This is a genomic window from Caldanaerobacter subterraneus, from assembly GCF_004345675.1.
GTDB classification, from domain to species: domain Bacteria; phylum Bacillota; class Thermoanaerobacteria; order Thermoanaerobacterales; family Thermoanaerobacteraceae; genus Thermoanaerobacter; species Thermoanaerobacter subterraneus.
Window position 1 is genome coordinate 101437 of the sequence record NZ_SLWU01000002.1, and the last position, 24904, is coordinate 126340.

Below are 24904 nucleotides of genomic sequence, written 5' to 3' on the forward strand. Positions count from 1 at the left end.
GTTAGTTTAGGTGAAGTTATGGCACAATAAAAAAGAAAAGGTTAGATTTTGCAAGGAGTTGAGAAAATGAACAGAACAGAAGCTAGAGAATGGGTTGTAAAAATGCTGTACCAGTACGACGTCTCAAAACTTCCTCTTGAAAAAATATTTGAAAATTTTTACGAAGAACATGACCCTGGTGAACAAAAGGAGTACATAGAGGGCACTGTCAGAGGAACTGTTGAGCATCTGGAGGAAATTGACCGAGAGATAGAAAAATACTCTAAGGATTGGCCGCTTTATCGAATGCCAAGGATAGATTTGGCAATTTTAAGATGCAGTATGTACGAGATGCTTTACGGCAACATTCCTGTCAGCATATCCATAAATGAAGCGGTAGAAATAGCAAAAAAATATAGCACTGACGATTCTCCCTCTTTCATAAACGGGCTTTTGGGAGCATTCGTCAGGGAAAAAGGATTAGAGGAAGGTGAAGCGAATGATAATTGATGGAAAAGAAATTTCTAATAGAATAAAAGAAGAAGTTAAAAGGGAAATACAGGAATTTGGTTACAAACCTAGATTGGCAATATTGATGGCAGGAGATGACGAATCCTCAAAGGTCTATGCCAACTCCAAAGTGAAGGCCTGTGAGAGCGTAGGGATAGAAGCAAAAGTGTACTATTTTTCAGAAAAAGAGGAAGATAAATTTTTTGATACTTTAGAAAAGTTAAATGAAGATAAAGACACCCACGGGATAATGATAGAGATGCCTCTTCCAAAGGGCTTTGATGTAGACAAAGTTTACGATACGATAAATCCGTACAAAGATGTTGATTGCATATCAAATTACAATATGGGCAGGCTTTTTGCTGGAAAACCTCTTTTTGTTCCCTGTACGCCGAAGGCTATTATCCATATATTAGAAAATACAGGGGTTGACTTGGAAGGAAAACATGCCGTGGTGATAGGAAGGAGCAATATTTTAGGAAAACCAGTTGCCAAGCTTTTGCTGGACAAAAACTGCACTGTGACAGTATGCCACTCTAAGACAAAGGATTTAGCTTATCATACGAAACAGGCAGATGTTTTGGTGGTAGCAGCAGGAAAGATGAATCTGGTTAGAGGGGACATGGTCAAAGAGGGAGTAGTTTTAATAGATGCAGGGATAAACGTACATGAAGGTAAGATATACGGCGATGCCGACTTTGAGTCAATTAAGGACAAGGCTTCTTACATAACCCCTGTGCCGGGGGGAGTTGGACCTGTAACTACAGCCATGATTCTCAAAAATACCCTGGAGGCTTTTAAATATGCAGTTAAAAGCCTTTAGTGTTAGTGAAGTGACGGAATATATAAAGAAAGTTATGGACAACGACATAATATTGAGAAATGTGAGAGTGAGAGGGGAAATTTCTAATTTAAAATACCACTCTACAGCAGTGTACTTTACCTTAAAAGACGAAGGAGCAGCTTTAAAATGCGTAATGTTTAACGACTACAGCAGGTCCCTTGAATTTACTTTGCAGGATGGAATGTCTGTAATTGCTACAGGCAGGATAACAGTGTACGAAAAAGGCGGACTTTACCAGCTGTACGTTCAGTCTGTGCAGATGGATGGAATAGGAGCTTTGTACATTGCTTTTAACAAACTAAAAGAAAAGCTCCAAAAAGAAGGCCTATTTGATTTAGATAAGAAAAAACCTATTCCAAAGCATCCGAGGAAAATTGCTGTGGTCACCTCTCCGACAGGGGCTGTAATACGCGATATAATAACGATTTCACGGAGGAGAAATCCGACTGTTGATATAATGGTAGTGCCTGTTTTGGTGCAGGGGAGCTCTGCTGCGGATGAAATTTCAAATGCTCTTCGCATTTTAAACAAGAGGAAGGATATCGATGTTATAATAGTGGCAAGAGGAGGCGGGTCTTTAGAGGAAATCTGGCCTTTCAATGAGGAGAAGGTGGCTCGCAGTATTTTTGCCTCCCGCATTCCTGTGGTTTCTGCTGTAGGGCATGAGACGGATTTCACTATTGCTGATTTTGTAGCGGATTTGAGAGCCCCTACTCCCTCTGCTGCTGCCGAATTGGTGGTTCCAGACATAAAGGTGTATCAAAGGGAGTTGTTCTTATTAAAGACAAAGATAATGAATTTGATGAAAGCTCAAGTGCTTCACAGCAAAAAGGAATTTGAAGGATTAAAAAGAGCACTTTATTTAAACAACCCCATTAAGAAGAACGAAGTTTTAAAGCAAAGAGTAAAAAACCTAAAAAAATCTCTAACTAAAGAGATGCTTTCCATTTTCAATCAAAAAAAGAATGAGCTTTTGGTGCTCAACGAAAAGTTAGATTCTTTAAGTCCGTTGAAAGTCTTGACAAGGGGATATACTATTGTGCTTAATAAGGAAGGACAAGTGATCACTTCCTCTAGAAAAGTGAAAACTTCTGAAGAAGTGGGCATCCTCTTCAGTGACGGAAGGGCTACGGCAGTGGTGAAAGAGGTGAAAGAAGATGGAGAAAGAATTTAATTTTGAAGAAGATTTGAAAAGGTTAGAGGAGATTGTAGATACGCTAGAAAAAGGCAATTTGATGCTGGAGGAGTCTTTTAATTTATTCAAAGAAGGAGTGGAAATATCAAAAAGACTAGAAAAAATGTTAAAAGAAGTGGAAGGAAAGATAACCATGCTGATAAGTGAAGATGAGGAAATTGAGTTTAAAGAGGAGGAAAATAATGTTTAAAGAAAAATTCAAAAATTTACAACAGATGGTGGAGGAAGAGCTTCACAGGATACTGGATGTACAGGAGAAGCCGGAGATAATATACGAGGCGATGAGATACAGCGTTTTTGCAGGGGGGAAAAGATTGAGGCCTGTTTTGTGCCTCTCTGCCTGTGAACTTTTGGGAGGGGATTTAAAAAAAGCTTTGCCAGTAGCCTGCTCTATTGAACTCATACACACTTATTCTCTTATCCACGATGACCTTCCTGCTATGGATAATGATGATTTGAGAAGAGGCAAGCCTACAAATCACAAGGTATTTGGAGAGGCCATAGCCATTCTTGCCGGGGATGGACTTTTAAACCTGGGATATGAGGTTTTGATAAGGCATGCTCTGGAAAATCCCGAAGATTATGAGAAAATTTTAAAAGCTGCGAATGAAATAGCTACTGCTTCAGGTTGTAAGGGAATCATAGGAGGGCAGGTAGAAGATATACTTTCTCAAAACACAGAACTTACCTATGAAGAGCTAAAATACATCCACGAACACAAGACCGCAGCTTTGATAGAGGCTTCTGTCTGTGCAGGAGCCCATATGGCTGGGGCTAGTGAAAAAGAAGTGGAGCTTTTGAGAGAATACGCTGGGCTAATAGGGCTGGCATTTCAGATAAAAGACGACATACTGGATGTAATAGGAGATGAAAAAACGCTTGGCAAAAAAGTGGGGAGCGACAGGGAAAAAGGCAAGTTTACTTTTGTCAACATATTCGGCGTTGAAAAATCCCAAGAAATGGTAGAGGAGCTTACAGATGAAGCTATAAAGATTTTGGACACTTTTGGCGAAAGGGCACAGTTTCTTAAAGACCTCTTTAATTATTTGATTGAGAGAGTAAACTGAAGATTGAAAGAGCATTGACAATGTATCAGGATAGAAACTGATTTTTTTGACCTTAAGAGACTGTAGCAGGCTTTTACGGTTTTAAGCGGTGTTTGATATTGTAGACTTTCTCTGTTATAATGTAATTACCTTGAAAAGATAGGCGAAGTGGTGCAGTATCCTAGTCAGAGGTGCCAATCCTGAAGACGGGCCTAAAAACCCGTCAAGGGCACATCGATGAAGTTCCTGGTGCTGGCTTCTGACGCCCAGTTGGGGGCTGGTGCTGGGAGTTAAGGAGGGGGGGCGATCCACAAGGGCATGTGGGCGTTGACCCTTCCTCCGCGGAGACCTACTGCTGTGGCTCTCTTCGAGAGCTATGGGGTAGGCAGAACCTGTCTCGTGGCCAGCAAGCTGCGGACAGTGTAGCCCGCCTTGAGTGATCCGGGGGGAAATCAGCCATTGGCTGATGAAACCCGGGTTGCAAAAGAGGCTAGGGATTGGGCCCTCTGGTGAGGAAAGCTCCTAGGCTGTGCCCGAAAGGGCGGCATATTGGGGATTACAGTGCGGTCTAAGTGGCAGTCCAGTCCTGCCTATGGCGACAAGGCAGAAGCGGGCTTAAAGGGGAACCGCTGAACGGCGACGTTCAGTGCCTGCTTGGGAAATCCTACTGGACCTAAGCCGCAAGGTTTACCCAATATGCTACCACTTCGCCTTTTTCTAGGAGGTCTTTTTTTATTATGAAAAATAAAAACATAAATACGAATTATAAGTGGATTTTACATATAACTATTATAACCTTTTTTCTTGCCACTATATTAAATTTTTTTTCTGATGTTGCATTAAAAGAGAGCAATCTCCTTGTAGCCTTTTGTATTCTTGGTTTTATAGTGTTAATTGGTATAATTTTTGATATAATAGGTACAGCAGTAATTTCAGGCAGAGAAGAACCTTTTCATGCAATGGCGGCTAAAAAAGTATTTGGAGCAAAGGAAGCCATAAAACTTCTTAGAAATGCTGATATTGTGGCTAATTTTTGTAATGACGTAGTAGGAGATATTGCTGGAATTGTTTCTGGTGCTGCTCTGATGGCAATAATTGCAAAATTAGCTTTTGAGGGGCCCAAAAGTTCTATTTATACTGCGATTTTGGGAGGTTTGTTATCTGCCATTACGATCGGAGGAAAAGCAATTGGTAAAAATATAGGTATAAATAAAAGCCAGTCTATTGTTTATACAGTTGCAGTAATTTTTGCTTGGATAGAAAAAAACACGGGTATAAAGGTTTTGCCGAATTATAAAAATAATAGAAGGAAAAAAAGAAAGTGAGGGTTTTGTATGCTTGAACAGATTAATAGCCCTTACGATTTAAAAAAACTTGACATAAAAGACCTTCCAAGACTTTCTGAAGAGATAAGGCAGTTTATAGTTGAAAAAGTTTCAAAGACTGGAGGACACTTAGCTTCGAACCTAGGGATTGTCGAACTCACTCTTGCACTTCACTACGTTTTTAATTCTCCTGTTGACAAAATAATTTGGGATGTCGGTCATCAGTGTTATGTACATAAAATGATTACAGGGAGAAGGGACAAATTTGATACTTTAAGGCAGTTTAATGGGCTTTCTGGTTATACTAAGAGGACAGAGAGCATTCACGATATATTTGGAGCAGGCCACAGCAGCACCTCACTGTCGGCAGCATTGGGAATTGCAACTGCTAGGGATTTAAAGGGAGAAAAATATCATGTTATAGCAGTGATTGGTGACGGGGCCTTGACAGGCGGTATGGCTCTGGAAGCTTTGAACAACATTGGAAGGTCTCGGAAGGATGTCATTGTAATTTTAAATCATAATGAGATGTCTATTTCTGAAAATGTAGGAAGCCTTTCTCTTTATTTGAGCAAATTAAGAACTGACCCCACTTACAATAAGGTGAAGCAGGAGATTGACAATCTGTTAAATATCATACCTCCAATAGGCAAAAGCCTTCACAAGTATATTGAAAAAATCAAAGATTCTATAAAGCAATTGGTAGTTCCAGGGATGTTTTTTGAAGAGCTGGGTTTTACTTATTTAGGACCTATTGACGGTCATAATGTGGAAGAACTCATTGAAGTTTTAGAAAGGTCTAAAAAAATGAAGGGGCCTTTGCTTATACATGTTGTTACAAAAAAAGGGAAAGGATATATGTTTGCGGAAAAAAGGCCAGATAAATTCCACTCTGCAGCTCCTTTTGACATAGAAACAGGTAAATTTGTAGGAGAAGGAAAAGACAGCTATTCTGACGTTTTTGGCAAAACCCTTGCTGAAATGGCGCTAAAAGACGAAAAGATTGTTGCGATAACAGCAGCCATGCCAGAAGGCACTGGGCTTATTCATTTTGCGAAGTTAATACCGGATAGATTCTTCGACGTGGGAATAGCCGAACAACACGCTACTACTTTTGCTGCAGGGCTTGCTGTTGAAGGATACAAGCCTTATTTTGCTGTATATTCCACTTTTTTGCAAAGAGCTTACGACCAGGTGATTCACGATGTGTGTATACAAAAACTTCCAGTAGTTTTTGCTGTTGACAGAGCAGGGATTGTCGGGGAAGACGGAGAAACCCATCAAGGGGTGTTTGATATATCTTTCTTAAGGGCAATTCCAAATATCGCTATAATGTCACCAAAAGATGCCAATGAATTGGTTGAAATGGTAAAGTTATCGAGAAATTTAGATTTTCCTGTAGCCATAAGGTATCCAAGAGGTAAAGCGGGTGAGTATGATATTTCAAGAAAGCCAAGTTTTCCATTTGGCAAAGGAGAAGTGCTTCTTGAAGGAGAAAAAATAGCCGTATTTGCTCTGGGCAGAATGGTGTCAAAATCAATTGATGCGGCGGAAATTTTAAAAGGCCATGGTATCAATCCTTTTGTCGTAAATTTGAGATTTGTTAAGCCTCTTGATGAAGAACTCATTTTAGAAATTTCTAATAAAGTAGACCTCGTCGTGACTGTGGAGGACAACGTTATAGCGGGAGGAGTAGGCAGCGCTATATTGGAGCTTTTGAACGATAAGAAAGTCTATAGGCCTGTGCTACGCTTAGGATTTCCTGATAAATTCATAGAACATGGAGATGTAGAAAGCTTGTTTAAAAAGTACGGTTTAGATTCTCAGTCAATAGCCGATACTATTTTACAAAGGTACAAGGAAATGAGGGGATCATGAAGGAGAGAATAGATGTACTTCTCGTAAAAAGGGGCTTTTTCTCTTCAAGAGAAAAGGCAAAAGCAGCTATAATGGCAGGAGAAGTGTACGTAGACGGCAAAAGAGCCGAAAAAGCTGGAGAAATGGTAAAAGAAGATTCAAAAATTGAAGTAAAAGGTAATTCTCTTCCTTATGTCAGCAGAGGAGGACTTAAACTAGAAAAAGCTCTTCAACTCTTTGGCATTGATGTCAGGGGTAAAATTGCCTTAGATGTAGGCGCTTCTACTGGTGGTTTTACTGACTGCCTTTTAAAGCACGGGGCACAGAAGGTGTACGCTGTTGATGTCGGTTACGGACAGCTTCACTGGAGTTTAAGAAATGATCCGAGAGTTGTCGTAATGGAAAAAACTAACATAAGATTTTTAAATGCACTTCCCGAGATGGTGGATATAATAACTATAGACGTTTCCTTTATTTCACTTGAGATTGTAGTGCCTGCTGCTGATAAATTCTTAAAAAGCGAAGGAGAAATAGTGGCTTTGATAAAGCCCCAGTTTGAGGCCGGAAGGGAAAAAGTAGGGAAAAAGGGGATTGTAAGGGATAAAGATGTGCACAAAGAAGTGCTTGAAAAGATTATAAAATTGTTTAAAAATATAAACTACGGAGTATGCGGAATTACTTATTCGCCTATAAAAGGAGCAGAGGGAAATATTGAGTACTTGATCTACGGAAAAAAGGGAAAATGCGATGAAAAGGAAATAGAAGTTGAAAAAATAGTTGAAGAAGCCTTTAAAAATTTGTGGCAGGAAAAATGAATTTTGTGTAGAATAATGATAAATGTGGTGATATAATAATGAAAAAAGTCGGGGTAATTCCAAATATAAATAAAGACAAGGACTTAGAGGTTACAAAATCTGTAGTAAATTGGCTTTTAGATCATGGTTCTGAACCCTATTTAAATGAGATAGTGGCAGCCAGAATCGGCTATGAAAAACACGGCAAAAAAGCAAATGAAATATACAGCAAATCTGACTTTCTCATCGCTTTAGGAGGAGATGGAACGATACTTAATGTAGCGCGCCTTTGTGCTCCTTTTGGCACCCCAATTCTAGCAGTGAATTTGGGACATTTAGGCTTTTTGACAGAAATAGATGCATCTGAACTTTTCCCTTCACTAGAGAAAATATACAAAGGGGAGTACGCAATAGAAAAGAGAATGATGTTAGAAGCTAATGTGGTTAAAAATGACATGGAAGTTATAAATTTCAGGGCTTTGAATGACATAGTTATAACAAGAGGAGCTTTTTCAAGAATGGCCCGCATTAAAGCTTATGTAAATGATAACTACGTAGACACTTACTTAGCAGATGGGGTTATTGTAGCAACACCTACTGGCTCTACAGCCTATTCTCTTTCTGCTGGAGGGCCAATCGTATATCCCACAGTGGAAGTCATCATCATAACGCCAATTTGTCCACACACTTTGTACTCCAGGTCTATAGTTGTCTCTCCTGATGATGTGATACGCCTTGAGATAGCTGAAGAAAACCAGGATTTAATGATAACTACTGATGGACAGCAAGGCTACAAGATAGATTATAGAGATGTAATATACATAAAGAAAAGCAATGAATACACTAATCTCATCAAAGTGAAAAACAGCAATTTCTTTGATTTGCTAAGAGATAAGCTTACAGAAAGGTGAAAAGAGGTGAAAGGAAGAATGATGAAGTTGGCAAGGCATGCCAAGATTTTAGAGATAATTTCTGAAAAAGAAATAGAGACGCAGGAAGAGCTGGCAGCAGAACTTCAGAAGAGAGGAATAGATGTCACACAGGCCACGGTGTCTAGAGATATTAAAGAGCTTCGCCTCATAAAAGTTCTTACAGAAGATGGAAAAAGATACAAATATGCGCCAATGACAAAAGTAGATACTAATATAAGTGAAAGACTTATGACTTTACTTTCTGAGTCCATAGTCAATGTGGACTATGCTGGAAACATCATAGTCATAAAAACGTTATCAGGCAGTGCTTCAGCAGCAGCCGAAGCAATTGATACTCTTAATTGGAAAAATATTGTAGGTACTATAGCTGGAGATAATACTATTTTTGTCCTTGTGAGGAACCAAGAGGATATTCAAGAACTGGTGGAGAAGTTCAGAAAACTCATGAAGTAGTTCTGGAGGTTTTGCCATGCTTTTAAACTTAAGCATACAAAACGTGGCTATAATAGACAAGCTGGAAGTGGAATTTAAAGAGGGGTTTAATGTTCTTACTGGTGAAACTGGTGCAGGTAAGTCTATAGTGATTGACTCTGTACTTTTATTGATTGGTGCTCGAGCTAATAAAGATATAATACGTTCTGGAGAAGAAAGGGCTTTAGTTGAAGGAGTGTTTCTAGTAGATTCTAACAAAGACAAAATTGCAGAGTTATTAGAAGAAGCAGGAGTTTCGCAGGAAGAGGACGATACCCTTATAATAAGCAGGGAAATAACTAAAAGTGGCAGGAGTTATTCGAGGGTAAACGGAAAAATAGTACCTCTTTCTTTTTTGGACAAAATCGGGGCTTTACTTGTAGACATCTTAGGGCAGCATGAGCATCAGTTTCTTCTAGATTCCTCTCAGCACCTATTTATCCTAGATAATTTTGGCGATGAGGAGTTTAAAGCATTAAAAGAAAGATTTAAACAACTGCTAGAGGAATACAGATCTGTTGTGAAGGAAAAGACAAGCCTTTTTAAAGATGAAAGAGAAAAGGAACAGATGATCGATTTATTAAGGTATCAGATTCAGGAAATAGAAAGCGCTAACTTGAGTGAAGAGGAAGAGCAACAACTTATAGAGAGAAGAAATATTTTAATGAATTATGAAAAATTATTCAATGCTGTAAATTCATCCTATAAGATACTGTATGAGGGAAATGGAGGGTTTTCTGTACTCGATAATCTCCACAAAGTGGTTAAAAATTTAGAGACAGCCTTTTCTATAGATGGGAAACTTAAAGGATTAAAAGAAAAACTGGAAAATATTTTATATGAAACAGAGGATGCTGCACTTCAGTTAAGAGACTATTTGGGCGCTATTGACTTTAATCAAAAGGCTTTAGAAGAGATAGAAGAAAGGCTTAATCATATAAACTTTTTAAAGAGAAAATACGGACCTACAATTTCTCATATTTTATCTTTTAAAGAAGAGAAAGAAAAAGAACTGGACAAAATCCTTCATTTTGAAGAAAGACAGAAAGAATTAGAAGAAAAAGAAGCTAAGTTATGGGAAGAGATTAATAAAATGGGCAGTAAAATTCATGAAAAGAGAAAAACTTTAGCTTCCCATATCGAGGAAGAGATAAATAAAGTTTTGAAAGAGCTCAACATGCCCAACGCCTCTTTTAAAGTGGATATAACAAAAGAAGAGAGTCCAAATGAAAATGGATTTGATAGAGTGGAATTTTTGATTTCTACTAATATTGGAGAACCTTTAAAACCGCTTTCTAAAATTGCATCAGGTGGAGAACTATCTAGAATTATGCTTGCTTTAAAGACAATTTTGGCTTCTTCTGATGGAATTCCTACACTAATCTTTGACGAGGTAGATACGGGAATAAGTGGCAAGACAGCACAGCTTGTGGCAGAAAAGATGGCTTATCTTTCTAGAAGGCATCAGCTAATTTGTGTAACCCATCTTCCTCAGATAGCCTGTATGGCAGATGCCCATTATTTTATTTCAAAAATTTCCAAAGGCGACAGAACTTATATTAAACTTACAGAGCTTGACTATGAAGGCAGAATAAAAGAGTTGGCGCGAATTATGGGAGGAGAGAAAATAACTTCTACAATTCTTGAGCACGCGAAAGAACTTTTAGAAATGGCTTCAAAATTTAAAAATTCCCTTTAACTTCATCCTCATCTCGCTTCCTTTTGCTATCGGGATAATTTATTTACAGTATATAAGCACTTCAAAAGGGTTAATTTAAATGTAGATTCAGCTGAAGTTTTGAAAAAGGAAGTGAGATGATGAATAGGAAATTAATAAAGCTGGTTTTATTTGCCCTATTGAGCTTTTTTTTAGTATTTGCAAACTACTTTACACCTATTCAGGAGCTAGCAAAAACACCCTCTAATTTCAAAATTTTTCAGGGTGATAAGCTAAGTTACAATTTTAAATTTCCTTTTAAAATTACGTTTGAAATTGACAAAGAAGGGCTTTTGAGAATAAATGGAAAAGATAAGATAACCATTGAAGCAGTAAACACTGGAAAAGCAAATTTAGATGTAAAATTATTTGGATTTTTACCTTTAAAACACATAAATGTTGATGTAGTGCCTACGATAAAAGTCGTACCTGGAGGGCAAGCAATAGGAGTGAAACTTAATACAAAAGGAGCCCTAGTGGTAGGTTATTCGGACATAATGGGAGAAGATGGGAAAATTTACAGCCCGTATAAAGAAGGTAAAATTCAGATTGGAGACATAATTTTAGAAGTAAACGGAGTCGAGATAAAGCAGGCGGAAGATATTACAAATATTGCTAATAAACTTCAAGGCAAGGCTTTGAAGCTCAAAATTAACAGGAAAAATGCCATACTTTACACTGTCATTCATCCTGTAAAATCTAAAGAAGATAAGCAGTATAGAATTGGATTGTGGGTGAGGGACCATACTGCGGGGATTGGCACTTTGACGTTTTATTATCCTTCGCAAAAGGTGTACGCTGCATTAGGGCATGCTATAACTGACATTGATACGGGACACATGTTGTCAGTGGAAAACGGAGAAATAATGAATACTCGCATTACATCTATTGACCAAGGTCGCAGAAGCAAGCCAGGAGAATTGAAGGGGGTGTTTTTTGAAGAGATAGATGCGATAGGAAATATTTTAAAAAATACTCAGTTTGGCATATATGGCTACATGTACAAGGACTTTAAGAATGAATTCTATGGAGAGATTCCTGTCGCTTATCAAGGACAGATAAAAGAAGGACCTGCTAAAATACTTGCTACCATTGATAATAAAGGAGTACAGGAGTTTGACGTAGAAATTGTGAAAAAGGTGTATCAAGAGTCACCTACTCCAAAAGGCATGATAGTAAGGATTGTAGATAAGAACCTCTTGGCCAAGACTGGAGGAATAATACAGGGTATGAGCGGAAGCCCCATAATTCAAAATGGAAAACTTGTAGGAGCTATAACTCACGTGTTTGTCAATGACCCTTCAAAAGGCTATGCTGTTTACGCAGAATGGATGATAAATGAAGTGAATAACTTGCTCAACGATAAGCAGGTTTTTATAAATGAATAAAAATTTTTACCAAAAAGGAGGAAATTCAACTATTATGTAGAATAAATATTATATACTAATATTAGCAACGGGAGGTAAGAGTAATTGATTAAGAAGATTAGAATAGCCATTGCAGACGACAACAAAGAATTTGCTAACATTTTGGCTGAGTATTTGTCTGCTCAGCAGAACATTGAAGTGGTAGGGGTTGCCAATGACGGCAACCAAGCTATTGAGATTATAAAAAATCAATCGCCAGACCTTTTGATTTTAGACATTATAATGCCATATCTAGATGGCATAGGTGTGCTGGAAAAAATAAATGAAGAGCAGCTTAAGAAGCCCAAAATTCTCATTCTGTCTGCAGTAGGGCAGGAGAAAATTACGCAAAGAGCCATAGCATTGGGAGCAGATTACTACGTGCTCAAACCTTTTGACCTTGCAATGCTGTCAAAGAGGATCTTAGAACTGATGGAACCCGACTTGGACATTGTGTCAAGGACGGTTTTCCCTGTTGTGAAAGCGAAGAAAGATTACGATTTGGAGGCTATGATTACGGAGATCATCCACGAAGTCGGAGTACCTGCCCACATAAAGGGATATATGTATTTAAGAGATGCGATTTCTCTTGTGATAAGCAATATGGAGTATTTGAATTCAGTCACAAAAATGCTGTATCCCAAGATAGCTGAAAAGTACAATACTACGCCGAGCAGAGTAGAGAGAGCTATAAGACACGCCATTGAAGTAGCGTGGAGCAGAGGAAGGACAGAAGTTTTAAATGAACTTTTTGGCTATACTATAAACGATGAGAAAGGAAAACCCACCAACTCTGAATTTATTGCTCTTATCGCTGATAAGTTGAGGCTTGGAATGAAAGCAGGATAATTTTCTATTTCCTGCTTTTTATTTTTTGTTTATTTTATGTAAATTTTTTTTGTGTTATAATAGACAGGGAAGTTATACTCCGGCAGGTGAGTATTTATGCAGATAACAGGATTTGTAAAATTGGATAAAAGGACCAAAAACCTTGTCAAAAGGCTAAATCCTGGTGAGATAGCCGTAATCGACCATAGGGATTTGGACGAAGTAGCAGCTGAATCTCTTGTTGAGAAAAAAGTGCTGGCTGTCATAAACGCAGATAAGTCAATAAGTGGAAGGTATCCCAATATGGGACCTTCTATTTTGTGTGAAGCTGGAATTCCAATAATTGATGATGTAGGAAAAGACATATTCGACTTGCTCAAAGAAAATGATAAAATTACTATAGTAGACAACGAGATATACAAAGATGGGGTTTTAATAAAAAGGGGAAAACTTCTCACCAAAGAGGTGGTTGAATATAAACTTCAGGAGAGCAGAGAAAACATTGGAGAAGAGCTGGACAAGTTTATTGAGAACACATTAGAGTACGCTAAGAGGGAAAAGTATTTCATTCTAGGGGGAGTTGAACTTCCTCCTACAAAGGTCCGCTTCAAAGGAAGACATGCTCTTGTAGTGGTGCGCGGAAAAGACTATAAAGAAGACCTTTTTACTATAAAACAGTATATCACTGACGTAAAACCAATTCTGATAGGAGTGGACGGAGGCGCGGATGCTCTTTTAGAATTCGGGTTAGTTCCTGACATAGTGATAGGAGACATGGACAGTGTAAGCGATGAAGCTTTAAGAAAAGCCAAAGAAATTATAGTCCACGCTTATCCAGATGGCACAGCGCCAGGGCTTGAGAGAGTGCAGAAGCTAGGACTTAGTGCAGAAGTTTTTAAAGCACCAGGGACCAGTGAAGACATAGCGATGCTTTTGGCTTTTGAAAAAGGAGCAGATCTCATTGTAGCAGTAGGAACTCATTCTAGCATGATTGATTTTTTAGAAAAGGGAAGAAAAGGAATGGCCAGCACATTTTTGGTGCGCCTGAAAGTTGGAGAGAAATTGATTGATGCAAAAGGAGTAAACAAGCTTTACAGGGAAACTTTTAAGCTTTCGTATATATTCAGCATAATAATTGCAGCCCTAGTTCCGTTGGGAGTGCTAGCTTACTTTTCACCTCCAATGCAACAGCTTCTCAAACTCCTGCAGTTAAGGATTAGGCTTTTAATTGGTTTTTAAGGAGATGATTTAGTATGAATATAAACATAAAGTATTACGTCCTTACAATTGCTTCTATTTTTGTGGCTTTGGGGGTAGGGATTTTCATTGGCTTTATGTTGGACGGGCAGAAAATTTTTTCTGAGCAGCAGACTGCTATAATAAACGAACTGGAACAAAAGTTTAAAGATTTACAAGCCGAAAATGCTAATTTAAAAAATACAGTACAGGAGCTCAACAAAGAGATAAACTATTACAACCAATATCATCAGATAATTTTCCCGGAGCTTGTCGCTAATAGGCTTACTGGCGTTAAGGTGGCTATAATTGAGACCACTAATGAGTTTATATTTTCTGGGATGAGAAATGCTCTTTTAAAGGCTGGAGCTACTATTGAATCTATAACGATAATAAAAGAGGGATTTGATGCGGGGGATGAATTGGAAGTCCAGAATTTGATAAATTTTCTTTCAAACAAGTACGGTGTTTCAATAGACCCCAAACATCTTAACGAATTTGTATCTCAGAAGCTGGCTCATGCGATTGTCACAGGGCAGGATGTAGACCTCATAAACTACTTGAAGTCAAACGGTTATATAGATTTTACAGGGATGCCCGGAAATGTAGATTTTGTCATTATAGCCGGGGGAAGCAATAACAAGGAAAATAATGTAAATTATATAGATGTTCCGATTATCAAAGAAGTTAAGCTTTTGAACATCCCTATAGTAGGAGTTGAGCAAAGTGATGCAAAATACTCCTATATGGAAGCGTATAAGAAGCAGCATATTTCCACAATAGACAATGTGGACAGCATAATAGGTCAGACATCCCTTATAATGGTAATGGAAGGAAAAGAAGGGAATTATGGAGTGAAACAAGAAGCGATGAGTTTGATGCCAGATTCTTTTGGGAATACTTCTAACATTACTCAAAAAAGGTGAGGATGATTGATGAACAAAAAGGTAAGCGTTCTGATACCAGCTTACAATGAGCAGGATAAAATAATTGATACAATAAAAGGGTTAGAAGTTGTGAAAGAGGTGGATGAAGTAATTGTAATAAACGATGGGTCCACGGACCAAACTGCGGAAAGGGCAAAAAAGGCAGGAGCGAAATTGGTGAACATGAAGGAAAATATGGGGAAAGCCGCGGCTTTGAGAGAGGGGCTAAAATATGCAAAAAATGATATTGTGGTTTTCCTAGATGCCGATGTGGGTCTTACCTCCAGAGAAGTTGAAAAGCTGATAAAGCCTGTATTTTTAGATGAAGCTGATGTGGTAATCGCAAAATTTCCTAAAACTCCAGTAAAAGGCGGCTTTGGGCTTGTAAAAAGCCTGGCAAGAAAGGGAGTAAAGTACTTTACTGGGAAGGAAATTGAATCTGTCCTTTCAGGGCAAAGGGCTTTTAAAAGAGAAGTTTTAGAAAGTTTGGATACTTTTTATAAAGGTTTTGGGATAGAAGTGGGAATGACAATAGACATTTTGCAAAAGGGTTACCGCGTAAAAGAAGTAGAAGTCAATATGACTCACTCTTTTACAGGGAGGAATTTAAAGGGATTTTTGCACAGAGGAAGGCAATTTTGGGACATATTAAAAGTGCTTCTCTATAAATTCTTCAAAAGCAGGTGGAAGAAGTGAAATGGATAGTTTTAATATCAATACCTCTCATTGTGACATTTGCTGTAAAAAAGTTTTTTAGAGAACTGCTTTACCACCCTTATTGTTTAAAGGAGAATTACAAGAAAAAGTTGATTCCAGTTTGTGGCGGCATAGTGTTTGTTCCAAGCTTTTTTGCTTCTATTTTCTTGATAAACTTGTTGGGGCATAGCGTAGAATACCAGGAAGTAATTTTAATAGCTCTTTCTCTCATTTCATTTGTAGGATTTGCAGATGACCTCATAGGAGATACTAAAGTAAAAGGCTTAAAAGGGCACATCCTAAGGCTTATAAAAGGTAAGCCTACCACTGGCAGTCTAAAAGCTTTGGGAGGGCTTTTAATTGCTGCTTTTGTAAGTTACGAAATAGCGGGGATAAGTCTAATAGAGGTCACTATAGATTCTCTCATCATAGCACTTTTTACTAACCTTTTAAACCTTCTTGATTTAAGGCCAGGAAGATGTGCCAAAGGCTTTTTACTCCTTTCATTGCTATTTTTATTGATTGGCAGGGGAAAGCCAGAGTTTTTGTTTATCCTTTTTGTGATTGTACTCGTATATCTGCCGGAAGATTTAAAGGCACAGCTTATGATGGGAGATACAGGTTCTAACGTTTTGGGAATGGCTAGTGGGATAGCGGCCATTTTGCTTTTCAACTTTTATGAAAAGCTGATACTACTTTTTGCACTGATTTTATTTCACCTTTTTACTGAGAAGTATTCTTTAACTGCTATAATTGAGAAAAATAAATTTTTAAATTATCTAGACATGCTAGGAAGAAAAGGGGAAGAGTGATGTGATAAGCACCTACCTTGGAAAAGTCAGCAAAGTGATATCAAAAAGAGAAAAGATTTCTGTAGTGGAAATAAGTACCAAAAATGAAAAAGCCTTAGCTATAAATTACGACGAGCTTACAGGGGAGGTAAAAGAAGGGGATTTTGTCTATGTGAATAAGACTGCCCGCCTTCTCAATTTGGGTACAGGTGGGTATGACTTTATTGTCGCAAACTTAAGGTATGAAAAATTTGATAATATTAAAAAAGGTCACATAATGAAATTGAGGTATACCCCTTTTCAGATAAACCTTTTGACAATGGAAGAGGAAAAAAGTCCCTATCATAAGGAATTTGATAAATTCAGAAATTTAGAAGGATTTCCTGTCATAGTGGGGGAGCTCCACAGCATGGTAGCTCCTGCTGCTTTGGTCCTCAAAAAATTAGCTCCTGATGTCAAAATTACTTACATAATGACAGATGGAGGTGCACTTCCTCTTTACTTCAGCAACGCAATTTACGAACTAAAAAAGATAGGAGCAATTGACAACACAATTACCATTGGACATGCCTTTGGCGGGGATTATGAATGTGTCAACATCTACACGGCTTTAATAGCTTCAAAGGAAATTTTAAATTCAGACGTGGCCATAGTTGCCATGGGGCCTGGCATTGTGGGGACAGGTACAAAATATGGCTTTTCAGGTGTGGAACAAGCCCACATAATAGATGCTGTTAACAAAATGGGAGGAAAGCCTGTGCTAATTCCAAGGATAAGTTTTAAAGACGCAAGGGGGAGGCATCAGGGCATAAGTCACCACACTGTTACTGTGCTGGAATTGTGCTATTCTTCCTGTGTCATAACTTTTCCTTCTATGGACTCTGAGAAGGAAGAATTGGTGAAGAGGCAGATAAATTCAAATACTGTCTTTTCTAGATTCGATATTCGCTTTATTAACGCTTGCGACACAGCTAAGTATTTAGAGGAAGCAGGATTTTATGTAACCACAATGGGAAGAAGTTATGAAGAGGAAAAAGAATTTTTTAATGCTTGCGGTGCTGCTGCTATTTATGTAGCTAGTGAATTACTTAACTGAATTTGTCAGGTCTTTCAAAGTGGAATATCTCATGCTTAGCTCTTTTAAAAAGACAAGCAGATTTGAAAATTTCCCTGTGTATAAGAGCACAATCATTTTTCTCACCTCATTTCTATAGTATGTATTTGGAGTAAAAATTATACATAGAAAGGAAGGTAAAAATGGAACAAAAAGAGCCTACAGTAAGCACTAGAAAGGTATTTGAAGGGAAGATAATAAACTTAAGAGTTGATGAGGTAAGGCTTCCAAATGGGAAAATAACTACGAGAGAAATAGTAGAGCACCCTGGCGGTGTCTCAATAGTAGCAGTCACAAATGATGGGAAAATCCTTTTAGTAAAACAGTACAGAAAACCGGCTGAAGAAGTTTTGCTAGAGATACCTGCAGGAAAGCTGGAAAAAGGAGAAGACCCTTTGGAGTGTGCCAAAAGAGAGCTTTCAGAAGAGACAGGGTATGAAGCGGGTCACATAGAGCATTTGATTACTTTTTACACTACTCCTGGCTTTTCCAATGAAAAGATGTACCTTTATTTTGCAAAGGATTTAAAGAAAAGCAAGATACATCCTGATGAAGATGAGTTTTTAGAAGTGGGCGAATATTTTCCGGAAGAACTGTGGAAGATGATTTTAGAAAATAAGATAAAAGATTCCAAAACGATAATAGGCGTTCTGTACTATTTGAAAATGAGGAATGAAAAAATATGATGAAGATTTATGGAGATTTGCACATCCACATAGGTAGAACTGAAAAGGGTATTTCTGTAAAAGTCGCTGCTTCGAAGGATTTGACTGTTTTAAACATTTTAGAAAGAAGCTTATTAAAGGGGATAAACGTTGTCGGTATAGTAGATTGTGCATCTCCACCTGTAATTCACGAGATAAAAAGACATTGCGAAGAAGGAGTGCTATCTTGCATTGAAGGAGGAGGACTTAAGTACAAGGGAAAAGTTACGCTGATTTTAGGAAGTGAAATTGAAATTGGGGGAGAAGAAGAAGGCTCTCCCCATTTAATTGGATATTTTAAAAGCATAGAAGACATTTCCTCTTTTTCTGAAAAAATAGGCAAGTACATGAAAAATATAAGATTGAGTTCCCAAAGAGTAAGCCTAAACAGCGAACAGGCAGTAGAAGTTATAAAAAGCTGTAACGGTATAGTTGTTCCTGCTCACGTTTTTACTCCTTTTAAAAGCTATTACGGAAGCTGTACTGATAGATTGCACAAGGTCTTTAAAGACCGCTACAAGGAAATTGAGGCAGTAGAATTGGGACTGAGCGCTGACTCGGATATGGCGGACCAAATTGAAGAGCTATCATTAAAGATTTTTCTTTCTAATTCAGATGCCCATTCTTTAAACAAAATTGGAAGGGAATTTAATGTCTTTGAGGTAGAAGAAGCAAATTTTGAAGAAATCTTAATGGCTCTAAAGAGAGAAAAGGGAAGAAAAGTTGTAAAAAATTACGGCTTAGACCCTAAATTGGGGAAGTACCACAGGACTTTCTGCCTTGAATGCGGTTATATAGCGAAAGAAACTCCCCCTGTTAGAAGATGCCCCAGATGTGGAAGTGATAAAGTATTGATGGGGGTAAGAGACAGAATAGAAGAAATAAAAGACTATGATACCAGACATCCTGATTTTAGACCCCCCTATATCTATCAGATTCCTTTGGAATTTATTCCTAATATAGGAAAAAGAACAGTAGAAAAGCTTGTACATCACTTTGGAAGTGAACTTTACGCTCTTCATGAGGCTTCTTACGAAGATCTAGAGAAGGTCGTAGGTGAGAAAAACGCTCTCAATATTTTAAAGGCGAGAAATGGAGAACTTACTGTTTCTTCGGGTGGAGGCGGAATATACGGGAAGGTATTGTTAGAATAGTTGAGGAATATTGTCCCCTTTTTATTCATAAATTTAAATTAGCAAAGAAAAAATAGGGGGCAATATTCTTGAAATTTGTAAAGGCAGGATTTTATTCCCATATCAGAGGAAATTTTTTTCTATATGTGCTGGTGTTAACTGCTCTGATGATTGGCACTACTACAGGGGCCTTTACAGTAAACAATATAACTGACATTCAAAGGGAGCAGATAAGAGAATATATTTCCAAGTTTTATCAAATTGCAAAGACTATAGAACTAAGTCCCGTGCAGATTTTTAAGCAATCTCTTTTAAACAATTTTGTGACAGTCTTTTTGCTCTGGATTTTGGGAGCCACCATAATAGGCATTCCTTTTATATTTCTAATCGTTGGCATGAGAGGTTTTACGTTAGGCTTTTCAATAGGCGTACTGATTAAGGAAATGCAAATGAAGGGAGTACTTCTAACGCTTTTGGGGGTATTGCCTCAGAATATTTTTATACTTTTAGGGATTTTGTTTACTTCAGTTACTGCAATCAATTTTTCTGTATATCTTTTGAAAAATAAAAAATTTTACTTTGAGGAATTAGCTTCCCAATTTATTTCCTACACTTTTGCAATTTATGCAGGCTTTCTGTTTATAATGCTGGGATGCCTGATAGAGTCTTACCTTATCCCGTATGTATTACTTCTTCCTATTTTTTCGCTGTAGAAAAGAAGGAAATTGACGATTTATGTTGAATATTTATAATTAATGAACTTATATAGAAAATTGTAGGGGTAAAAGGGTATGGCTGAAAGCGTGGTTGGGGAGTTTTTGGAGTTTTTAAAGAAAAATAAAAGGCTATCTAAAAATACATTAGAGTCCTATTCCAGAGATGTAGAACAATTTTTAACTTACCTGAATGAACATGGGATAAATTTTTGTTCTGCTAAAAAGTCCACCATTGTAAATTACCTTTATTTTCTAAAACAGCAGGGAAAATCCCAGGCTACCATATCTAGAGCTCTTTCTTCAATAAAAGCTTTTTATCACTATTTGTTTGCTAAGAAAAAAATTGAGGAAGACCCCTCTTATGGTATAAATGCCCCCAAAGTAGAAAAAAAGGAGCCTGTTACCTTGACAGTAGAACAAGTAGATATGCTTTTATCTTTTGATTTTGGTAAAGATGAGAAAGGGTTGAGAGATAAAGCGTTGATAGAATTGATGTACGCTTCCGGCCTTAAAGTCTCTGAAGTGATATCTTTGAAGATAGAGGATGTAAATTTGGCCAGTGGCTACATTGTAGTGCGCTCTGGAAAAGAAAGGGTTATTCCTATAGGTTCTTACGCAGTTGCTGCACTTCAGGAATATATTGAAAAAGGAAGAAAACCCAGAAAAGGAGAAAAAGCCCTTTTTCTCAATTTGAGAGGGAAAAGGCTTACAAGGCAGGGATGTTGGAAGATAATAAAAGAATACGCTGACAAAATAAGTCCGGGTTTGCCTTTAACTCCAAACATTTTGAGAAAATCTTTTGCCCAGCACATGCTTCAAAATGGAGCGGATTTAAAGACTGTCCAAGAGATGCTGGGATATGAAGTAAATTTTGGAAATAATTTACTTTCTCTGGTTTCGCGGTCAAAAATGAAAGAAGTTTACAATAAATTTCATCCAAGAGCTTGAAAAGGCATAAAATTCACCCTCCGGTACACAATATAAAATAGCAACGAAGGAGGGTGAATTTTTATGTCAAAAAAGTTTTTAGCATTATTGATAAGCACATTTTTGCTGTTTAATACGGCATATGCGGATGTCATGAATTTAAAAGCAAAATCTGCAATACTTATGGAAGCAGAAACTGGAGAGATTCTATATGAAAAAGATATTCACAAACCTTTGCCTCCTGCTAGTGTGACGAAAGTAATGACTTTGCTCCTTGCGATTGAGGCGATAGATTCAGGGAAGATCAAAGTCACAGACAAAGTGGTCACCAGCAAACACGCTTTTGACATGGGGGGTACTCAAATATACCTTGAGGTAGGAGAAGAAATGACTGTAGACGATTTGATGAAAGCTATTGCGATGAACTCAGCAAATGACGCATCTGTAGCTTTGGCTGAATATATAGCCGGTACAGAGGAAAATTTTGTGGAAATGATGAACAAAAGAGCAAAGGAACTGGGAGCCAAAAATACCACTTTTAAAAACGCTACAGGTCTTCCTGAAGAAGGACATTTAACCACGGTGTATGATATAGCAATGATTTCCAGAGAACTTGTAAAACATCCGTCAATTTTTAAGTATTTGACTAATAAAATTGACTCCTTGAGGAATGGGAAATTCAGCCTTATAAACACAAATAAACTGCTTTGGAGGTACAAAGGAGTTGATGGAATAAAAACAGGTTCTACCTCTGAGGCTCTTTACTGCATGGCTGCAACCGCAAAAAGAGGAGATACCAGGTTGATTGCTGTGGTATTTGGAGCTCCCGATTCGGAGACTAGGTTCAACGAGACGGCTAAATTGCTGGATTACGGGTTTGCAAATTTCGAAACGGTGAAAGTAGCTTCAAAAGGGGAAGTACTAGGAAAGATAAAGGTTTTAAAAGGGAATAAGGAGATGGTAGAGGGAATTTCATTAAAAGATGAATATGTAGTTGTGAAAAAAGGCGAAGGGAAAAATATTAAAAAAGAGGTGGAGCTTAAGAATTTTCTCACTGCTCCTGTAAGTAAAAATAATCCGTTAGGAGTGCTCAAAATCCTGCAGGAAGGAAAACTGATAAAGACAGTTGACATATACCCTGCCACTGATGTGAAGAAGGCGAATTTCTTTGAGAATTTTAATAAGGTGATAAACTACTGGATTAAGAAAGGGAGTTAAGGCGGGCGGGTTTTTATCCCGTCCATTTATTTTTTAGAAAATTATTCTAAAAAAGGAGGATTTTTTAAATTTGTATCGAATATAATAGAGGGAGGTTGATATGAATGGGAGCAAAATTTTCTAAAAAAGACAGCACTTTAGTTGTAAAGATTGAAGGAGAATTGGACCACCATGAGGCGGAGAGAGTAAAAAGGGCAATTGATGAAGAGTATGAAAAGAAGAGCTGTAAGAATATGATTTTTGAGCTAAAAAACCTCACTTTCATGGATAGCTCAGGAATTGGCGTCATAATCGGAAGATACAAAAAAGTAAAAAATAATGGTGGGAAAGTGGCAATTGTAAATGCAAATCAACATTTAAAAAAAGTAATTGAGGTTTCTGGATTGTTGAGAATAATTAAGTGTTATAATAGCCTTGAGGAAGCCATAAAGGACATGTAAGGGGGATAATAAGAATGGAATACAACAACATGATGGAATTGAAATTTTTAAGCAAGTCACAAAATGAATCTTTTGCTAGGACTGTAGTGGCTGCATTCGCCGCGCAGTTGGACCCGACGATTGAAGAGATTGCAGATATAAAGACGGCAGTATCTGAAGCTGTAACCAATTGCATAATTCATGCTTATGAAAATAAAATAGGAATTATTACTATAAGAGCCTTTATCTTGGACAATAAAATCACCATTGAGGTCATAGATGAAGGAAAGGGAATTGAAGATGTAGAAAAAGCCATGCAGCCTCTTTTTACAACTCGTCTGGAGGAAGAAAGAGCTGGAATGGGATTTACAGTCATGCAGACCTTTATGGATGAGCTAGAAGTAGAGTCTACTCCAGGCAAAGGAACTTTAGTGAGAATGACTAAATACATAGGGCGAAATAGATGAGGTGACCATCCCATGAAGGAGGAGGAAAATCTTGAGCTTATAAAGCTTGCAAAAAATAATGACAAAGCTAGTCTTGAAAAATTGATTTTGGAAAACAGCGGCCTTATCTGGAGCATTGTAAAAAAATTTGCTAACAGAGGCTATGAATTAGAAGATTTATATCAAATAGGGTGTATAGGATTTGTAAAGGCTGTGCAGAAGTTTGACGAATCTTACAATGTGAAGTTTTCTACATATGCTGTTCCCATAATAATGGGGGAGATAAAGAGGTTTTTAAGAGATGATGGATTGATAAAAGTCAGTAGGTCTTTGAAAGAACTTTCTTCTAAAGCCTTTTACATGAAAGAAGTGTTGAGCAATGAGCTGAATAGAGAGCCTACTATTAACGAAATTGCAGAAAGGCTCAATGTAACCCCGGAAGAAATTGCTATGGCTTTTGAATCGGCTGCCACAGCGGAATCTCTTTATGACAGCATAAGCCATGAAGAAGAGGACAGGCAGCTTATTGAAATGGTGGGAGATAAAGAAGATAGTGTAGATTTAGAAGAAAAGCTTACACTTCACATGATCATAGACAAGCTAAAACCTAGGGAGAAGCAAGTGATATTTTTGAGGTATTTTAAAGACATGACTCAGACGGAGGTAGCGAACATCCTGGGAATTTCTCAGGTGCAGGTTTCAAGGATAGAGAAAAAAGTTTTGGAAAAGATAAGGAAAGAATTAGAAAAAGTGTAGCATTTGGCATGAATGCTACACTTTTTTTGAATTAATTCAACTTGTTCTTCACATACTAATACTGGCTGGTGAAATGAGATGAAAAAAATTTTAATTGCAATCGCTGTGCTACTTATAATTGTAGCTATTTTTTATCTGCACAGGTCTGGTAAGAAAATACCAGACAGCGCCAATCTAGTGTATAAAGGAGGAGATAGTATGGCTGTGGTGAAGGTCTTAAACGTAGTTGGAGACTCCACAGTAAGCTGGGAAGATGCAATTCACAAAGCTGTTGAAGAAGCCGCTAAAAGCGTTCCGAATATTTCAGGAATAGAAGTCGTAAATCAGACGGCAAATGTTAAAAATGGAAAGATAGTGGAGTATAAAGCCAACATACAGATAGCTTACAGAGCAGATGGACAACTAGATTAACTTTGAGAGCACCGCTTTTGGTGCTCTTTTATGGAAAGGGGAGAAAAATGGAAAGAGATGTAAAAAAAGAGCAGGAATACAAAAACATAGCTCAAAAGTATGAACCAAAACCCACACTCCTGAAAAATGTGGTTATGGCTTTTATTGTAGGAGGGCTGATAAGTGATATAGGCCAATTTTTCTTGAATTTTTACCTTTCAAAGGGATTTTCTATGGAAGATGCCAACACACTGGTGGCAATAACAATGGTGTTTATAGGGGCTTTTTTAACTGGCATAGGAGTATACGATGATATTGGCAAATTTGCGGGAGCTGGCAGCATAGTTCCAATAACGGGTTTTGCGAACTCCATTGTGTCACCTGCAATGGAATTTAAAAGAGAAGGCTTTGTGTTTGGCGCAGCTGCAAAAATGTTTACTATTGCAGGCCCTGTTATAGTTTACGGCGTTAGCACTTCAATATTGATAGGAATAATATACTACTTCCTGAAGTAAAGGGGGAAAAGGC

28 protein-coding genes are annotated in these 24904 nt (G+C 37.7%); all 28 read left to right on the forward strand.

The window, feature by feature from the left end:
- The first annotated feature begins 66 nt into the window (after positions 1–66).
- Entirely contained in the window at positions 67–489 is a 423-nt protein-coding gene (gene nusB, locus EV203_RS01285) for a transcription antitermination factor NusB (protein ID WP_011025606.1), read from the forward strand.
- Positions 479–1312: a bifunctional 5,10-methylenetetrahydrofolate dehydrogenase/5,10-methenyltetrahydrofolate cyclohydrolase gene (locus EV203_RS01290; RefSeq protein WP_132038934.1), complete on the forward strand. Its 834-nt coding sequence runs from the start codon at positions 479–481 to the stop codon at positions 1310–1312. Before nusB ends, EV203_RS01290 begins: the two co-directional genes overlap by 11 nt.
- Positions 1293–2507: an exodeoxyribonuclease VII large subunit gene (gene xseA / locus EV203_RS01295; protein ID WP_011025608.1), complete on the forward strand. Its 1215-nt coding sequence runs from the start codon at positions 1293–1295 to the stop codon at positions 2505–2507. The genes EV203_RS01290 and xseA overlap by 20 nt, the downstream gene beginning before the upstream one ends.
- A complete protein-coding gene (gene xseB, locus EV203_RS01300) occupies positions 2491–2718 on the forward strand; it encodes an exodeoxyribonuclease VII small subunit (RefSeq protein WP_011025609.1) in 228 nt (75 codons plus the stop codon). The genes xseA and xseB overlap by 17 nt, the downstream gene beginning before the upstream one ends.
- Entirely contained in the window at positions 2711–3595 is an 885-nt protein-coding gene (locus EV203_RS01305) for a polyprenyl synthetase family protein (protein WP_132038935.1), read from the forward strand. Before xseB ends, EV203_RS01305 begins: the two co-directional genes overlap by 8 nt.
- A gap of 716 nt (positions 3596–4311) precedes the next feature.
- Positions 4312–4899 carry a hypothetical protein gene (locus EV203_RS01310; RefSeq protein WP_009610259.1) on the forward strand — a complete coding sequence of 196 codons (588 nt, stop codon included), beginning with the start codon at positions 4312–4314 and terminating at the stop codon, positions 4897–4899.
- Positions 4900–4908: 9 nt separating this feature from the next.
- Positions 4909–6777, forward strand: coding sequence for a 1-deoxy-D-xylulose-5-phosphate synthase (gene dxs, locus EV203_RS01315; RefSeq protein WP_132038936.1), 1869 nt, complete (start codon positions 4909–4911; stop codon positions 6775–6777).
- Positions 6774–7571 (forward strand): TlyA family RNA methyltransferase, encoded by a 798-nt coding sequence (locus tag EV203_RS01320; protein ID WP_009610256.1) that lies wholly within the window; start codon positions 6774–6776, stop codon positions 7569–7571. The genes dxs and EV203_RS01320 overlap by 4 nt, the downstream gene beginning before the upstream one ends.
- Positions 7572–7609: 38 nt before the next feature.
- Positions 7610–8461 (forward strand): NAD(+)/NADH kinase, encoded by an 852-nt coding sequence (locus EV203_RS01325; RefSeq protein ID WP_009610251.1) that lies wholly within the window; start codon positions 7610–7612, stop codon positions 8459–8461.
- 18 nt (positions 8462–8479) lie between these two features.
- A complete protein-coding gene (locus EV203_RS01330; protein ID WP_011025613.1) occupies positions 8480–8935 on the forward strand; it encodes an arginine repressor in 456 nt (151 codons plus the stop codon).
- Positions 8936–8951: 16 nt separating this feature from the next.
- The gene (gene recN, locus EV203_RS01335) at positions 8952–10652 is read left to right on the forward strand and encodes a DNA repair protein RecN (protein WP_009610246.1); all 1701 of its coding nucleotides are present in this window, start codon (positions 8952–8954) and stop codon (positions 10650–10652) included.
- A gap of 119 nt (positions 10653–10771) precedes the next feature.
- Positions 10772–12058, forward strand: coding sequence for a SpoIVB peptidase (spoIVB, locus tag EV203_RS01340; RefSeq protein ID WP_132038937.1), 1287 nt, complete (start codon positions 10772–10774; stop codon positions 12056–12058).
- A gap of 84 nt (positions 12059–12142) precedes the next feature.
- Positions 12143–12925: a sporulation transcription factor Spo0A gene (spo0A, locus tag EV203_RS01345; RefSeq protein WP_009610257.1), complete on the forward strand. Its 783-nt coding sequence runs from the start codon at positions 12143–12145 to the stop codon at positions 12923–12925.
- Positions 12926–13021: 96 nt separating this feature from the next.
- Positions 13022–14143, forward strand: coding sequence for a putative cytokinetic ring protein SteA (steA, locus tag EV203_RS01350; RefSeq protein ID WP_009610243.1), 1122 nt, complete (start codon positions 13022–13024; stop codon positions 14141–14143).
- Between the two features lie 14 nt (positions 14144–14157).
- Positions 14158–15066, forward strand: a complete 909-nt coding sequence (locus EV203_RS01355; protein ID WP_009610276.1) for a copper transporter — start codon at positions 14158–14160, stop codon at positions 15064–15066.
- Between the two features lie 9 nt (positions 15067–15075).
- Positions 15076–15762, forward strand: coding sequence for a glycosyltransferase family 2 protein (locus tag EV203_RS01360; RefSeq protein ID WP_009610247.1), 687 nt, complete (start codon positions 15076–15078; stop codon positions 15760–15762).
- On the forward strand, positions 15759–16574 hold the full coding sequence (locus EV203_RS01365) for an MraY family glycosyltransferase (RefSeq protein WP_009610261.1): 816 nt from the start codon (positions 15759–15761) through the stop codon (positions 16572–16574). Before EV203_RS01360 ends, EV203_RS01365 begins: the two co-directional genes overlap by 4 nt.
- Before the next feature lies 1 nt (position 16575).
- Entirely contained in the window at positions 16576–17649 is a 1074-nt protein-coding gene (locus EV203_RS01370) for a DUF3866 family protein (protein WP_009610271.1), read from the forward strand.
- Positions 17650–17810: 161 nt separating this feature from the next.
- The gene (locus EV203_RS01375) at positions 17811–18353 is read left to right on the forward strand and encodes an NUDIX hydrolase (protein WP_009610239.1); all 543 of its coding nucleotides are present in this window, start codon (positions 17811–17813) and stop codon (positions 18351–18353) included.
- The gene (locus tag EV203_RS01380) at positions 18353–19525 is read left to right on the forward strand and encodes an endonuclease Q family protein (protein ID WP_043883969.1); all 1173 of its coding nucleotides are present in this window, start codon (positions 18353–18355) and stop codon (positions 19523–19525) included. Before EV203_RS01375 ends, EV203_RS01380 begins: the two co-directional genes overlap by 1 nt.
- 68 nt (positions 19526–19593) lie before the next feature.
- Positions 19594–20217 carry a stage II sporulation protein M gene (spoIIM, locus tag EV203_RS01385; protein ID WP_132038938.1) on the forward strand — a complete coding sequence of 208 codons (624 nt, stop codon included), beginning with the start codon at positions 19594–19596 and terminating at the stop codon, positions 20215–20217.
- 78 nt (positions 20218–20295) lie between these two features.
- The gene (gene xerD, locus EV203_RS01390; protein WP_132038939.1) at positions 20296–21168 is read left to right on the forward strand and encodes a site-specific tyrosine recombinase XerD; all 873 of its coding nucleotides are present in this window, start codon (positions 20296–20298) and stop codon (positions 21166–21168) included.
- A gap of 63 nt (positions 21169–21231) precedes the next feature.
- On the forward strand, positions 21232–22365 hold the full coding sequence (locus EV203_RS01395) for a D-alanyl-D-alanine carboxypeptidase family protein (RefSeq protein ID WP_011025621.1): 1134 nt from the start codon (positions 21232–21234) through the stop codon (positions 22363–22365).
- Positions 22366–22469: 104 nt separating this feature from the next.
- A complete protein-coding gene (gene spoIIAA / locus EV203_RS01400) occupies positions 22470–22805 on the forward strand; it encodes an anti-sigma F factor antagonist (RefSeq protein ID WP_011025622.1) in 336 nt (111 codons plus the stop codon).
- A 14-nt stretch (positions 22806–22819) separates the two neighbouring features.
- The gene (gene spoIIAB, locus EV203_RS01405; RefSeq protein WP_011025623.1) at positions 22820–23251 is read left to right on the forward strand and encodes an anti-sigma F factor; all 432 of its coding nucleotides are present in this window, start codon (positions 22820–22822) and stop codon (positions 23249–23251) included.
- Between the two features lie 12 nt (positions 23252–23263).
- On the forward strand, positions 23264–23986 hold the full coding sequence (gene sigF, locus EV203_RS01410) for an RNA polymerase sporulation sigma factor SigF (protein ID WP_011025624.1): 723 nt from the start codon (positions 23264–23266) through the stop codon (positions 23984–23986).
- Positions 23987–24064: 78 nt separating this feature from the next.
- Positions 24065–24397 carry a dodecin family protein gene (locus EV203_RS13510; RefSeq protein ID WP_011025625.1) on the forward strand — a complete coding sequence of 111 codons (333 nt, stop codon included), beginning with the start codon at positions 24065–24067 and terminating at the stop codon, positions 24395–24397.
- A gap of 47 nt (positions 24398–24444) precedes the next feature.
- Positions 24445–24891 carry a stage V sporulation protein AC gene (gene spoVAC, locus EV203_RS01420; RefSeq protein ID WP_011025626.1) on the forward strand — a complete coding sequence of 149 codons (447 nt, stop codon included), beginning with the start codon at positions 24445–24447 and terminating at the stop codon, positions 24889–24891.
- Positions 24892–24904 lie beyond the last annotated feature (13 nt).

What these genes read in the sequence shown, in the direction of transcription:
- nusB (WP_011025606.1), top strand. Translation starts at nt 67, where the DNA reads ATGAACAGAACAGAAGCTAGAGAATGGGTTGTAAAAATGCTGTACCAG.
- EV203_RS01290 (WP_132038934.1), top strand. Translation starts at nt 479, where the DNA reads ATGATAATTGATGGAAAAGAAATTTCTAATAGAATAAAAGAAGAAGTT.
- xseA (WP_011025608.1), top strand. Translation starts at nt 1,293, where the DNA reads ATGCAGTTAAAAGCCTTTAGTGTTAGTGAAGTGACGGAATATATAAAG.
- xseB (WP_011025609.1), top strand. Translation starts at nt 2,491, where the DNA reads ATGGAGAAAGAATTTAATTTTGAAGAAGATTTGAAAAGGTTAGAGGAG.
- EV203_RS01305 (WP_132038935.1), top strand. Translation starts at nt 2,711, where the DNA reads ATGTTTAAAGAAAAATTCAAAAATTTACAACAGATGGTGGAGGAAGAG.
- EV203_RS01310 (WP_009610259.1), top strand. Translation starts at nt 4,312, where the DNA reads ATGAAAAATAAAAACATAAATACGAATTATAAGTGGATTTTACATATA.
- dxs (WP_132038936.1), top strand. Translation starts at nt 4,909, where the DNA reads ATGCTTGAACAGATTAATAGCCCTTACGATTTAAAAAAACTTGACATA.
- EV203_RS01320 (WP_009610256.1), top strand. Translation starts at nt 6,774, where the DNA reads ATGAAGGAGAGAATAGATGTACTTCTCGTAAAAAGGGGCTTTTTCTCT.
- EV203_RS01325 (WP_009610251.1), top strand. Translation starts at nt 7,610, where the DNA reads ATGAAAAAAGTCGGGGTAATTCCAAATATAAATAAAGACAAGGACTTA.
- EV203_RS01330 (WP_011025613.1), top strand. Translation starts at nt 8,480, where the DNA reads ATGATGAAGTTGGCAAGGCATGCCAAGATTTTAGAGATAATTTCTGAA.
- recN (WP_009610246.1), top strand. Translation starts at nt 8,952, where the DNA reads ATGCTTTTAAACTTAAGCATACAAAACGTGGCTATAATAGACAAGCTG.
- spoIVB (WP_132038937.1), top strand. Translation starts at nt 10,772, where the DNA reads ATGAATAGGAAATTAATAAAGCTGGTTTTATTTGCCCTATTGAGCTTT.
- steA (WP_009610243.1), top strand. Translation starts at nt 13,022, where the DNA reads ATGCAGATAACAGGATTTGTAAAATTGGATAAAAGGACCAAAAACCTT.
- EV203_RS01355 (WP_009610276.1), top strand. Translation starts at nt 14,158, where the DNA reads ATGAATATAAACATAAAGTATTACGTCCTTACAATTGCTTCTATTTTT.
- EV203_RS01360 (WP_009610247.1), top strand. Translation starts at nt 15,076, where the DNA reads ATGAACAAAAAGGTAAGCGTTCTGATACCAGCTTACAATGAGCAGGAT.
- EV203_RS01375 (WP_009610239.1), top strand. Translation starts at nt 17,811, where the DNA reads ATGGAACAAAAAGAGCCTACAGTAAGCACTAGAAAGGTATTTGAAGGG.
- EV203_RS01380 (WP_043883969.1), top strand. Translation starts at nt 18,353, where the DNA reads ATGAAGATTTATGGAGATTTGCACATCCACATAGGTAGAACTGAAAAG.
- xerD (WP_132038939.1), top strand. Translation starts at nt 20,296, where the DNA reads ATGGCTGAAAGCGTGGTTGGGGAGTTTTTGGAGTTTTTAAAGAAAAAT.
- EV203_RS01395 (WP_011025621.1), top strand. Translation starts at nt 21,232, where the DNA reads ATGTCAAAAAAGTTTTTAGCATTATTGATAAGCACATTTTTGCTGTTT.
- spoIIAA (WP_011025622.1), top strand. Translation starts at nt 22,470, where the DNA reads ATGGGAGCAAAATTTTCTAAAAAAGACAGCACTTTAGTTGTAAAGATT.
- spoIIAB (WP_011025623.1), top strand. Translation starts at nt 22,820, where the DNA reads ATGGAATACAACAACATGATGGAATTGAAATTTTTAAGCAAGTCACAA.
- sigF (WP_011025624.1), top strand. Translation starts at nt 23,264, where the DNA reads ATGAAGGAGGAGGAAAATCTTGAGCTTATAAAGCTTGCAAAAAATAAT.
- EV203_RS13510 (WP_011025625.1), top strand. Translation starts at nt 24,065, where the DNA reads ATGAAAAAAATTTTAATTGCAATCGCTGTGCTACTTATAATTGTAGCT.
- spoVAC (WP_011025626.1), top strand. Translation starts at nt 24,445, where the DNA reads ATGGAAAGAGATGTAAAAAAAGAGCAGGAATACAAAAACATAGCTCAA.